Consider the following 13,327-nt stretch of genomic DNA (forward strand, 5'->3'; position numbering starts at 1 on the left):
TTATAAATCTAATGACTAAAATGAAAGTGCTTCTTTTCATTTACTGAAATACTTTCTTGAGCAATAAATTTGCATTCAAAATCTTCGTTTTTAAAATGTTGATTAAACTTATCAAAATAAAAGCTTCTTAAAATAAACAATATAAACTTGTTAGGAGAGATCGGTTTATTGATTGCAATTCTACAATTTTTATAATTTCCTAAAGTTAAATGGGATTTCGGATGGTCAAATTCAACATGTTTTCTACTATCTATATCATATTCAAATCGCATAGGAGTTGTTATAATCATTTTGTCAGACATTTCACTAAAAAGTGTATTACCATAATGAACATCTTCGTAATCTTCCGGATTTTGTTGAAGATTTTCAAATTCAGGATGAGGCATGTAAGCTAGACGATGACACGAAATAGAAGAACCCTCAAATTTATAATAAATTTGAATAAGTGCATGATCAAGGAGCTTAAAGTTATACTGCCCCTCTTCAAGACATTTATAATAAACATCCTTATATGGCTGACCTTTTAAAACATGAACTAAGTCTTTATTTCCAGACCAACTAACTGAATCGTGCGCTTGATATGGAAAGTTATATGAGACAGCAAAACCTTCTGCAATTAACTTTTTTGTTATTCCATGTACAGATTTAAAATACTCCTTTGCTGTTTTATTCATCGATTACTAGATAACATTTTTAATATAGATTGCATATCACTTGGATAATCATCAATGCTAGTTTCCCCATTTTGAATCTTTTGCAAAATACTTGGCAATAATTCTAAAAGTTCAACTTCTTTTTTATGAGACACAAGTTCATCCTCTGTGATATCACGTCGTATTGTGTTCATATTATCGATTTCTTGTTGAGATGGATAAACAAAATCTAAAACAAAACTTTCAGACTTTACTTTTTCATATTCTCCAATTAAAGCATCCATTCTAGCACCACAGCCATATACCCTTACCCACGCTTTACTTCTCGTCATAGCAGTAAATAAAATATTTCTTCTTCTTTGCAAATCTCTATCAACGAGAATAGGATGTGAATAACATTCATCTGCATTTATAATATACACCATAGGAACTTCATTCCCTTTCGCTCTGTTTATACCTGTAAAAGCGATAGAATTTGTTTCGAAAAAAATATCAGAATTTGATGCACCTGTAATATGACTCTTATATCCCTTCTTGAACAAAATTTCCCTAATAATACTTACTTCTGATTTGGTCGTTAATGCAATTGGATTAATAACTATTATATCATTATATAATAATTCATCCTTAGTTAAGTTTTTAATAATATCTTCCGCTACTCTTTCGGCTTGTTTCCTTTTACTATCAAAAGAACTAAAGATTATCAAATCTTCAATAGCAACACTCTCTTCAATAAACTTATGGGTAGCCTCATCTTTTCTACTTAAAACGACATGTTTCCCTTTTTTAAGCGAACCAGATTGAGTATGGTATCCTAAATCTTCCCATAATTCTGGTTGGTCAAAAAACTGAACCAAGCCTTTATCTCTATAAATTCCAAACCCTAATGCGTGAGCAGTTGTCAATAAAGGTCTTGAATTTCTATAGCATTTTTTTAGAATTATATCATTCATATCATCAACACCAAACATTGATTTAGGGCTTCTTAAACTATATCCAACACTAAGTTTTTGTAACTCATCATAGGCATATATAAGATTCTTCTTTCCCTTAGCGTCTTTTCTCAGCATGGTGTATGCCATATTCAAAAAATTCTCTGACAAGTCTTGAGCTTCATCTACCAACATTACATCATATAGTTCTTTTATATTTTTTTTTTGTTTTACAGCGCCAAAAGACGCCTTGCAAGCTGCATCAAAAGGATGCTCTTTGTCGGATGTGCTTCTATAATCATGATAAACCACTCCATTTGTAGTACAAAATTCATAATACACCCCTGGACTACTTGGACTTCCCCAAGCTTGCATAATTCTAATTTTAGCAAAATTGGGTTTTCTTCCTGTCTTTTGAATACAAAACAATTCAATTAAATCTATAAACTGATTTTTCAATGCTCTAGTATTAAACGTAACTACGATATCAAGTTCTGAATTTGTCGCATGTAAATATGCTGCCTTTAATGCTAAAACAATGGTTTTACCTGAACCTGCCACCCCCCTTATCCTTTGTATACCACCTTTATACTCAATAATCGCTGATTCTTGTTGACTATCTAAATTTGCAATAGTTTCTTCTAAAAGTTTTATAATTGCGCCTCGTGAATTTTCCTGTTTAACATATCTTCTATCACTATTTGTCTTAATTTTTACGATAGATTGTAAAACGGATATTACCGAAGTAACTAACTCAGAATTCTCCCAATTATCTCTTTCTTTAATTGTTCTCGAAAGACTTTCATTATCAGTTGCTGTTAACTCAAAATCAACATTTGAACAAGCAGGTGCGTAAGTAATTACTTCAATATTCACAAGTAAATTTCTTCCACTATTTAATTGTTTATATTGGTGTAAAAGAGAATACAGTTTAGAATACAACTCATCTCTATATTCTGACCTGTCCTCTACTTGAGCACCTTCAACTAAATCAAAGGCAATAATACCGTACTCATTTGATATCCAAAGTGCATCAAGTGTAATACTTTCGCCTCCAGTATATAGGATAGGATAACCAATATAAAGCTTTCCCTCTAAATCAGTTTGAGATTTAAAAAAAGCCTCAAGTCTTTCTGTTGAAGCTGGTGCTTTACTTGATTGTCCGTGTTTTATATCAACCATTAAATTATATTATTAAAAAAGGAAAACAAATATAATCAATTGAAAAAATCTTTTCATAGTAAACCTAAAAAGTTAATAAATCGTAGAAACAAAAAGATATCTACGCATGATGTTTTAACTTTTTATTTAATTTTTTACAGACAAACGACAATTTAATCCCTTTTATTAATTTTCTTGTTTTTTGCATATTCTTTAAAAGAAAAGTAATAATTAATTTAAAATTCAAATATAAATTTCAAATCTTGGACTACATGTATATAAGCCAAAAAAGCGCCGCAATTCTCATTGCAGCGCTTTTCTATTTATTTTTAAAATCTAGAATAAGATTAAACTCCTAACTTCTTAGCGATATCTGTTGGGATTCCGCCTTTGTTTACCATTAAGGCAGTAGTTTTATATTTTACGAAATTTTTGGTTACAAACAAGAAACCTTTGTAGTCGTTTGTTTCTCCCCAGGAATTTTTTACGATGTAATATTCTTTTCCGGTTTGATCTTTTGCAAGACCAATAATGTGCATTCCGTGATCGTCTGTTGTTGTGTAGTTATCAAACGCTGTTTGACGCATTTCCGGAGTAATTTCCGGTTCAGCTTTTGGTCCGTTGAACATATCTGCTTTTTCTTCGGCAGTCATATCATCAAATTTCTTTGTTGGTACATATGCTACTCCGTTTTTCCAGCTAAAGCTTTTCTCACTTACGTCAGTTGCCCACGCTACAGTATATCCTTTTTTCAATGCATTGTCAATAACATCAGTCATGTCATTTACTTTTACATTATAAACCTGGTCAAATGACCAGTTGTCCGGCACCATCATGGTTGTTTTTTGGTAATATGGAGAAGTTGTAAACGATGACATCTCAACATACTCATCAGGATTGATTCCTACTACTTCTTTTGCAAAAGTTTGTGGTGTATAGTTTTTTCCTTTGTAGGTAAAGTTTTCAGGCACTTTTCCTAAATAAGAATCGATAACTGCAGCATACGCTTTTTGCCAGTTTGGAGTCAATTCTCCATTTGGATTTTTTACAACAGCTGTCAAAACTGCTTCGATAAGAGCTGACATTTCTCCAAATTTATTTTTGTCTGTTCCGTAGTTTAATCCTGTGTAAACTTCTCTTGGTACAGTTCCGTATTTTTTATACATATTAATTACATCGTGCAAAGCACCTCCGTCACCAAGAGTAACTGCACCGTGCATACGAACATAATTTACACCTTTCTCAACATAAACATTTCTTGCTGAATAAATTTGAGATAATTCAACCGGTTGTTTTCCTAAACGAATCATTTCTGACTCTAAAAAAGAATTTGTCGAATAACTCCAGCAAGTTCCAGAAGATCCTTGTGTTTTTACAGAAGTTGTTCCCAGATTGATTTGCTCTGTGAATTTAAAAGCTTCTTTACTTTTTTCGCTTGCATTCAATTTTAGTGAGTTAACTAAAATGTCTTGTGCAAAACAGCCTGTTGCTCCAACAAAAAACACAGAAGCCGCAAGTACTGATTTGAATGAAAATGTATACATAATGATTATTTAATGATTTGATAAATTTGTCGTTGCAATTTCCTTTTTGTTACAAAACAATTAAATAATAAATAATTTGTGTGAGGCAAAACAGTTAATGTTTTCTTAATGTTTAAAACAACAACCTTCCATAAACACATAAAGCCCCTATAAACAATGCTATTGGGGCTTTATACAGAAAAAACTAACTAACCAATTTCTTTATATATTTAATACTATTTATTGTATTATCGCAGCCAGTTACTGCCAAAAACTACGTAATAAGCCCAGTCTTCAGGACCTTTTGCGACATCGATTCCCATACGGAGTTTGAATTTTCGCGCCAGTAAATACCTAAATCCGGTTCCGTAACTGTATTCTAATGGTTTATCAAATGCCTTACTCCAGTCATTAAATGCATCTGCACCTCCTGCATATCCCATTAAACTCCATCTTCGGTATAAATCCCATCGAAATTCGACTTCGGTTACCAAACTTGTTTTTCCCTGATAACGTCCCATCGGAATACCTCTTAAATTGATTCCCGGCAGCATATAAAATGGTGGATTCCCAAAAGCCTGTTCGCCTTCAAATCGAAGTCCCATGATTAATTTTGGCGTTATAGGATGATATCCTATTGCGGATAGATTTAATCTCCACGAATTATAATCACTTCCTATCGCTTTATCTGACCAAAAGAAATCAGATTGTAATCGGATTCCTTTATCGGGTGTAAAAATATTATCCCGGCCATCAAACTGAATCGCTCCTCCAAGCTGACTTACAGTACTTGTAATGTCTTTTGGTTTTATAAAAGACGGAAGATTTTCAGTAGGCAGTTTTATATCTGAATTTAAAAAAAGATATTGCGGACCGGCACTCCATTTTGCATTTCGAAACTGTTTTAGCCATTGTGTATAAAACGAATAAGATCTAAAATTGAGTTTAAATTCCTGGTCTTTACCGCTTGGCAAATTTTCATAAAAAGACAAGTTTAAATCGCCATAACCCGCCATGACGCGATATAATATTTTTGGTTTTACTAATGTTGCCACACGAAATGCACCCACTAACCAGCTGTTATTTCCGGTGTACATTCCTGCACCTCCTGTAATATCAGGATTTATGAATCTTTTTTTACCGTTTTCATCTATAACCGGCGCACGCTTTTTAAGAAAAACAGGTATAACAGCGCCTCCAATTCCACCTAAAGCCGGTTCTGTTATTACTGTTGGAACTACAATAAAACCGTGTGCATAAATAATATAATCGCTTAAATCTATTGCGCCGTCTATTGAATCTCTTAAACTAATATGCTGTTTTTGTCCAATTGCAGTAAACGATAAAAAGAAAAAAAGATTTACAAATCCAATTTTAAGCAAGTGAGTTGTGCTTTTCATAGTAGAAACTGAATATTTATTTGCCATTTAAACAACTTTAGAAATTACCGTATTCTTAAAGACATCAACTAAAAATAGCCTCAGGATGCATTTCAATTATTTTTTCTTAAAACTAAATACATGGGCAAACGTTAAGAAAAATGTATTTCCCTGAAATCTGTTTACGGCTTCAACCTCAGCAATCCATCTAAATCCTGCCGAAGTACTACAGCCAATATGATAGTAATTAATCTCGGCTCCTATTCCGCCTACTCGATCTTTGGTCGTTTCGATGTTACCAAATACAGGAACCGGAATTTGATCGTTTGTTACTTTATATTGCAAATAATAAATTAACCCAGCGTTAAGGATTCCTTTTGGAGCCGTTTTTGCAGCATCCATCATATAGAATGTTTTTCCTAAACCTCCTTCAATACTCAAAAGATCTCCTGGTTTAATATCTGTATCTTTCTTTTTTCCGTTTATTTCATAAGAAGCTAAAGCAGAAAAATGAATCGTTTTTTTATCGTTAAAATACACCGTTGTCCCTGCCGAAAATTCATTCATGAACATTCCTAAACCACTATTGTCAGATGCACCTTGCGTATATTTTCCTGTTGGTAAATACATTTGATAGCTAAAAATAAAATCAGCTCTTTTATTGTGCCATCCCAATTGTACCGGGACAATATAAGTATCAGATAAAGCAAAAGGACTTTTTGAGTCAAGCGAATTTCCTTCAATTCTATTTGTGGCAAATGTGAACAAAGCAGTGGCTCCATAATTGGCTCCTAAAATTTTAAAATCACTTACATAAGTGGCTCCAACACCAGTAAGAAACATGTTCAAATCAACGTTTGCTATTGATTTATCGCCATCGGCATTTCTTAGGGACGACGCATTGTAAAAATATCCGGGTACATACACACTTAAGGTGTTTTCGGGAGTTTGTGTTCCGGATTGTAATCCCATTGCACCCAATATATGACCTCCTTTAAGCTGTGCATTACCAGACAAACCAACCAATAAAAGCGTTAAGGCAAGTATGTATTTTGTTGTTTGTCTTTGACTATTAAATATTGTTTTCATAGTTTATATTTTAAAAAATAAATACGATTATACCGTTGCTTTAAACTCTTTTTTAGTTTGGAGTTGGTTTAAGATAATAGGTGTTTGCTTTCTCAGGATTAATTCTAATTACTTTGAAGTATTCAGATGGAGATTTTCCGGTATGTTTTATAAAGGCTCTAAAACAGGTTGTTCTGGACTTAAATCCGGATCCCCAAGCCATACCTTCCAGTGATAAATCTTTCCATTCAGGATCGTTTATCTTTTCTTTAAAATATCCAATTCTTTTTAGGTTTACATAATCCTGAAAATGAAGATTAAATTCTGAATTGATTAAATTGGAAAGATGATGTACTGATATTCCTGTTTCATCAGATATATCCCGAATCACCAAATCTTTTTTCAAAAAGAGCTCTTTTGAAACAAAAATGCTTTCTAATTTTACCAGATATTCTTCTTTTTTTTCTGTTGTTAATTCTTTTATAATTGGTAATGTTGTTTTACTTTCTCTCGTTTTGACTATTACCAAATTGTCAACGGCAAAGTCATAATTATCTTCTATCTCATCTGTATCATAAAAAAGCTGAGGCTTAAAATAAAGCCATCCAACTGTAAAGACAAGTACAGATGAAATTAAAACATAACAGGAGAAATCAATGCTATCTACTTGATTAACCAAAAAATAATGCACAAAAAGTGCCGAAAATAAAAACAAGACTACCAAATTATATACTCGTAACCAACTTAAAATTTTTATTTTATTAAAATGATCTTCTTTAAAATTTCTTAAATCGTAATTTAAAATCATCATCGTCTGGCAAAAAGCATAAAAGAGCCAAACCGTCAGACTTAACATTGAAAAAGGACTGCTTATTCTAACGGAAACAGAATGTACTTCTTCAAAACCCAGCGCATTTCCTGCCCAAACAAATACGGTTAAACTAAAATATACCATAAAGGGTAAAAAATGTAACCAGTCATATTTTCTAAATATTCTGTCTGAAAATAAAATGCTTCGAACATACAAGAAAGCAGAAGGTGCTACCAAAAAGATAAAAGATTTTGTGATCATAAACAGATCCGGAAAACTTTTAAAAACAGTCGCCGATAAGTAAAAATTATATATACCCACAATGGCAAGACTGAACAAAAACAATCCCAGAAAGAAACTTTTTGAATAATTTTTCTTTGAAAAAAGAACCATAAACGATGTGGCAAAACCAACTATTGTCGTTATAAAAAAGAAAAGTGAAAGTACTATATCGATCATGAGTTTTAAGCTTGATTTGTTTAAATATTCCTTTCTCTTTTTAAAATAGATTTAAAAAGAATTGATGACCAACTCATTAATACTATACTTATCGGGGGATTGATAAGTATAGCATCGTTAATTAAGAAGTTATAAGCTATTTTTTTGCCAATCCCGGAGGGAATCCAGCCAAAATTTTAGTGATTGAGCTGTTAACAAACTCTTCCGGATTATCTGGTTTGCTGTCAATTTGAGCATTCCCGATTCCTTGCCAGATTAGTTTTTGTGTTTTTGTAGATACGATATCAATGATTAGAGATCCATCGACATAATCATAAGTATTAACGGTTGTATTTGCACCACCCATCATAGCACCGCCACCCCAATATCCATACGGGCGATACATTCCTCCATATCCGTAAAAATCAGTGTTTGCAGATACTTGTGTTTTATTTTTTAAGATAGATACTGCATTTACTTTTAGATCCGGATTACTTGATTCTGTAAATCCTTTGGCAATCATTTCATTTCGTATTGCTTTTGTTACGCGATCGACATTTAGTTGATTAACCTGACCTTCCTGCGCTTTTAAATCATAAACCGCAAAAGTTTTATATTCGCTAAAATTTGCAGCATGATCGTAGTCAGTTGTCACTTTTACAGTTGGAGAACAGCTATAAAATAAACCCAAAATTAATAATGGGATAATACGAAGATTCTTTCTTTTAATGTTCATTTTGTGGTATTTAAATTAATAATTAAATTTGTTTAACTTGAAATCATTAAAATCTTGAATGTGTGTTATCAGAATAGTAAATAACATTAAACAACTGTTAATTTATTGCAATGCCTTATATTACAATACCTTACCGCACACTCAAAGATATATTATTTTATTTAATTAACATTGTAAAGTGGATAAAATTCTTACTTATTGTCAAAATCGTTTCTTTTGGTGAATACAAACCATTCTGAGTCCGTTTTTGAAATTTATTTTCCCTGAACAACAACATAACTATCTTGTCCGTCTTTAGAAATTGGCTGATAGTAGACATTGTTATAAATCATGTATTTTTGATCGTCTATGGTTTTTTCTTCAGCTCCTTCCGGAAGATGTGTTACAACTGCTCCAACAGGTGCATTTACTACTTTATATTTACTGGTATCTTTAGCATAATAAGTTCCTCCGTAATAATAATATTCCGTTCCCGAAACAGTAATTGTACTATATCCGCTTGGCAAACTTGATATTGTTGCTCCAAGTGGCGCAGGTACAACTTTATATCCGCTGGATTCTTTAACATAATACACGCCATCATCATAATTGTAATTCGTGTTTTCTACTGATATAACGATAGCTGCAGTAGTTAGTGTTGCCAGAAAGAAACCTACAGGATACCATGTTGGTCCCCAAACATAAGGTACGAACGGATGATATGCATATGGAAATGGCACCGGATAAGGATGAAATGGTACCGGATATGGTCTTACATATGGATAAGGATGTGGTGGAATTGGTCTTGGTCCCGGCGGTGGCAAAGGACGTGGCGGTGGTAATGGGCGTGGTGCCGGCATAGGGCGTATTGGCATAGGACGTGGTGCAAAATGACCAAAACGCTGTGCTGCTGCCTCTTCCGGAATCATAAGTAATAATGCAAAAAATGCAATAATTATGATTGAGATTTTATTTTTAGCTGGATATGATTTCATAACTATGGAGTTTATTAGGATTATTTGGTGTTTTCTCTAGGCGCTAACTTCACTTTCGTAGCTTTTGGCGGCGTCGTAAATTCAAACATTGAATCCGGATAATCAGTATTTATGGTCCAATCTTTATAAAGAGCTTCATATTGTGGCTTGTCTTTATCTGAAGTATAGATGATTACCATTTTTACGGGTAGAAACAAATCATCACTTCCTATCCAAAACTGAAAACTTTTTGTTTTATCACTTCCCGCAATATGAAAACACTCACGTCCATCGACTATCGTTTTTCCCAAGAATATTAAACTGCCTTTTTCTGAGAGAAGATCCTCCAGAAAAGTAGGATAGAAAAAATCAGCTCCCGGAAATTCAATCCCGAATTTTTTACTAACCTCATCGATCGTTTCAATTACAGATCCCGGCGCGGCTGTAAAACCATACGTATTATTATCAAACGAATAGTAATTTAATTTTTTTCCGTTATACCACAAACCTCGATTCCCTTTGTCACCTGTAGAAGTAACCTTCATTTTATCCGGAAACTTAATAGCGACTTTATCTGTTATCGCATGTTTTATGAGTCCTAAACTTTCATTTGGAATATCATAAGTTGTCACTGCTGTAAAACCACAAGATTTAATATCCTGCAAGGTTTCTCCAGTGCGATGTAACAGAAAAACAGCCGTCGAATCGATACGCTGTGTTTGGCTATTTGTTGTGACTGCCATTATCACAAAGCCCATCAAAAACAAAAACTTTTTACTCATATATTCTATTTTTATTAATTAATGAAAGGTTAGACTTCTGTCGAAATAGGTAATCTTCCCTCTTTTATTGCTTCTAACATTCTATTATAATCGGAATCATTTTGGCTGGCATACGAAATAGAAAATCTCGAAATTGCATTAGCAAATTCATTACTTTTTCCCATATAACCAGATAACACCGAAGGATCACCCGTACGGGCATGTGCTCTTGCAAGTGCCCATCCACAGGCTTTTGCATAATCTGCCATGTTTTTGGCTTTCATTATTTCAAGGACAGGTTTTACCTTGGCATCCCGGAGCTGACGGATATAAAAAAACTTACCCTGATCATCGTTTGTCCATCCTAAAAACATATCTGACGCTGATTGCATCAACTTTTGTCCTCTAACAATTCGTTCGCCCTGATGGCTGTATTTTCCTTTGGCTTTTACATTAGGTTCTAGAACACTCTGTCTTGCTTCTTTAAATTGTAAAAAAATAGGTTCTCCTGTTGCCGACATTAATAAGCTGATTCCGCAAAGCGTACCAACACTTCCTACGCCTACAACTTTTATTGCTAAATCATGAAGACTGTATCTGCTTAACAGGACTTTTTTTTCATCTGACAATGTTTCAAGATATCTTGTGTGGATTATTCCTGCTTCTCTTAAAATCCTTTTTCCGTCTTCTCCTGTTGGATGATAAATCAAAGGTGGATCATCTTTTATTCTTGCTCGCGAACCTTCCTGATAGGTCATTTTTGCAAATTCTTTCTCGTGTGCTGTATATTCTGCTGCTTTTTTTACTCGTTTTTGTTGGAACGATTTTATCTCTTCGTCATCTCCTCTTTCAATCAATTCGGCAAGGTCAATATCAGCATACCAAATTTGCAATGCCGATAATTTGCTATATTCCAACATATGCCTTTTGTAACTATCAGCAACATTCCAGGCAAATTCTTTACAAACTTTATTGGTGAATTTTCTCCATCTTCCGGCAATCACAAAACTGGCTGCAAGTCTTTTCACGTCCCATTCCCAAGGTCCAGGATGTGTTTCATCAAAATCGTTAATATCAAAAACTAATTTACGTTCCGGAGTTGCAAATCCTCCAAAGTTCATTAAATGACAATCTCCACAAAGCTGAAGATCTATTCCTGTGTTTGGTGTATTTGCAAGATCGGCGGCCATAATTGCGGCAGCTCCTCTGTAAAATGCAAAAGGAGATTCCATCATTCGGCTATAGCGAATAGGCAATAAATTTTCGATTCTTCCAATACTTGTTTTGATTAGAATTTCGACCGGATCTTCACGATTTTCAGGTGGCGTCCATTCCTGATGTGTTGAACGAGGCACAATTTTTCTAATAGCTACACCTGTATCAAAACGTGCCGCTTTTGATGTTGCAGGATCAAGTAAATTCTCGTTATCATCTGTGAATTTTTCTGCCATAATACATCTTTTAAATTGTCTCGTTTATACCATCATTTTACTTGTTCCGGCTGCGGAGCTTTCCATGTTCCGTTTAAAATAGATTCCTCCGGACCATAGATTCTAATCAAATAATAAAAAGCATCTTTAGGAGCCGGTAACCAGTTTGATTCTTTTCCTTTTGGAGCTTCGCGCTGAATATAAATCACCAGATCTCCATTTGGCTCGTATTTTAAACCTGTAGTTCGGTCTCCAATAGAATACCGATTTATAGCATTTGGAACTAAAAACCGACTTGGTAATTCGTATAAAGTAATACTCCAAAAGTATTTGTCAGGTGGTGTTTGTCCTTTCGGGAATCGAATTACATACTTGTTTTTTCCTGATAAAAATTTATTGGCTTTATCAGATCTCGTCCCAATATAAACGGCTTCTTCTTTTGTGTTTCCGTACAAACCTGCCGCTGCACCCAAAGCTCTTTTCGAATAATCGCCATTAATCATTTCGCGAGTTCCAAATAAATCTGTCGCATTGGCTAATTTATCAGTTCCTTCTTTTAATTCTTTTCCGGCTAATTGAGCGCCTTCGGTAATTGCTTTTAATACTTCAGGAGTATATTCTTTTGGATCAAATTTTTTACCCGGTACAATTCCTATTCTGGCAAATTTTGCTCTCAATTCGGTTTCTACAGGATTTACAGATGTGTATTGCAATAAGCTATTCGTTAGTCCAATGAAGGAAGCTGAAACCAAATCTGCCTCTTTAAATTCAGGAAGTGGCAAAGCAAATTCCTTTTTCGCAGGAATAGCTTCTTTTATAAATTCATGTAACGGAGTCAATTTATATTGTGCCTGTAATTTTTTTACATTCTCAACATCTCCCGCTGCCATTTTCAATTCTGTCCTTCCTAATAAAGTAACCAGGTTCGTTTCTGACTGAATTACTTTATCAATCCCATCCGGTTTTTCGCCTTTCCAATCCGGACCAGCAATGAGGTATTTACCCGCTTTATCTCCAGTAGCACGACTGCCTACATACGCAAAATTGAAGGTGTACAAATCAACAAACTGAAAAGAATAATATCTGTCTTTTACCTCCGGAACTTCTAAAACTACTGGTTCATCTGTAAGATTTAAAATTGCCCAGGAATAAGGAGTGTCATTATTTGGTGTTACTACTGCAGTATCTTTTGCTGTAAAAATTTTATCGTAGTGTTTGAATTTATTAAAACCTCCTGCATAATCCGGATAAGTTTTATCTAATGCATACAAATGCATCGTTCTATAATTCATTGCCATAGAAAAAGCATATGTCCAGGCTTCCTTAGCAATTTCTCTCGCAGAATCAGCAGATTTTGTGATTGCTACTGCTGGCATTTCTCCTGAAACTGTTTCTGCACTTTCGGTTTCTTTCTTTTTACAAGAAAAAACAGCAATAAAAACTAATATTATTAAGAGTGCTTTTTTCATTTTTAATGATGTT

General features: G+C 33.9%; 11 protein-coding genes. All 11 read right to left on the reverse strand.

Features of this window, described 5'->3' with window-relative positions; translation table 11 throughout:
• Positions 1 to 8: 8 nt before the first annotated feature.
• The gene (locus EAH81_RS03220) at positions 9 to 674 is read right to left on the reverse strand and encodes a DUF2290 domain-containing protein (protein WP_140503688.1); all 666 of its coding nucleotides are present in this window, start codon (positions 672 to 674) and stop codon (positions 9 to 11) included.
• Positions 671 to 2,767: a DEAD/DEAH box helicase gene (locus EAH81_RS03225; RefSeq protein ID WP_140503691.1), complete on the reverse strand. Its 2,097-nt coding sequence runs from the start codon at positions 2,765 to 2,767 to the stop codon at positions 671 to 673. The genes EAH81_RS03220 and EAH81_RS03225 overlap by 4 nt, the downstream gene beginning before the upstream one ends.
• Before the next feature lie 326 nt (positions 2,768 to 3,093).
• Complete coding sequence (locus tag EAH81_RS03230; RefSeq protein ID WP_140503693.1) at positions 3,094 to 4,290, reverse strand: aminopeptidase C; 1,197 nt, start codon at positions 4,288 to 4,290, stop codon at positions 3,094 to 3,096.
• 227 nt (positions 4,291 to 4,517) lie between these two features.
• Entirely contained in the window at positions 4,518 to 5,696 is a 1,179-nt protein-coding gene (locus EAH81_RS03235; RefSeq protein WP_140503695.1) for a BamA/TamA family outer membrane protein, read from the reverse strand.
• 69 nt (positions 5,697 to 5,765) lie between these two features.
• A complete protein-coding gene (locus EAH81_RS03240; RefSeq protein ID WP_140503697.1) occupies positions 5,766 to 6,737 on the reverse strand; it encodes a transporter in 972 nt (323 codons plus the stop codon).
• A gap of 52 nt (positions 6,738 to 6,789) precedes the next feature.
• Complete coding sequence (locus EAH81_RS03245; RefSeq protein ID WP_140503699.1) at positions 6,790 to 7,986, reverse strand: helix-turn-helix domain-containing protein; 1,197 nt, start codon at positions 7,984 to 7,986, stop codon at positions 6,790 to 6,792.
• A gap of 136 nt (positions 7,987 to 8,122) precedes the next feature.
• A complete protein-coding gene (locus tag EAH81_RS03250) occupies positions 8,123 to 8,701 on the reverse strand; it encodes a DUF4136 domain-containing protein (protein WP_140503701.1) in 579 nt (192 codons plus the stop codon).
• 254 nt (positions 8,702 to 8,955) lie between these two features.
• Positions 8,956 to 9,675: a DUF6515 family protein gene (locus EAH81_RS03255; RefSeq protein ID WP_140503704.1), complete on the reverse strand. Its 720-nt coding sequence runs from the start codon at positions 9,673 to 9,675 to the stop codon at positions 8,956 to 8,958.
• A 20-nt stretch (positions 9,676 to 9,695) separates the two neighbouring features.
• Entirely contained in the window at positions 9,696 to 10,436 is a 741-nt protein-coding gene (locus EAH81_RS03260) for a DUF2092 domain-containing protein (protein ID WP_140503706.1), read from the reverse strand.
• A 29-nt stretch (positions 10,437 to 10,465) separates the two neighbouring features.
• Entirely contained in the window at positions 10,466 to 11,866 is a 1,401-nt protein-coding gene (locus EAH81_RS03265) for a DUF2252 domain-containing protein (protein ID WP_140503708.1), read from the reverse strand.
• 32 nt (positions 11,867 to 11,898) lie between these two features.
• A complete protein-coding gene (locus EAH81_RS03270; RefSeq protein ID WP_140503710.1) occupies positions 11,899 to 13,314 on the reverse strand; it encodes a DUF1254 domain-containing protein in 1,416 nt (471 codons plus the stop codon).
• Between the last annotated feature and the right edge of the window lie 13 nt (positions 13,315 to 13,327).

It is taken from the genome of Flavobacterium pectinovorum, from assembly GCF_006438875.1.
GTDB lineage: Bacteria > Bacteroidota > Bacteroidia > Flavobacteriales > Flavobacteriaceae > Flavobacterium > Flavobacterium pectinovorum_A.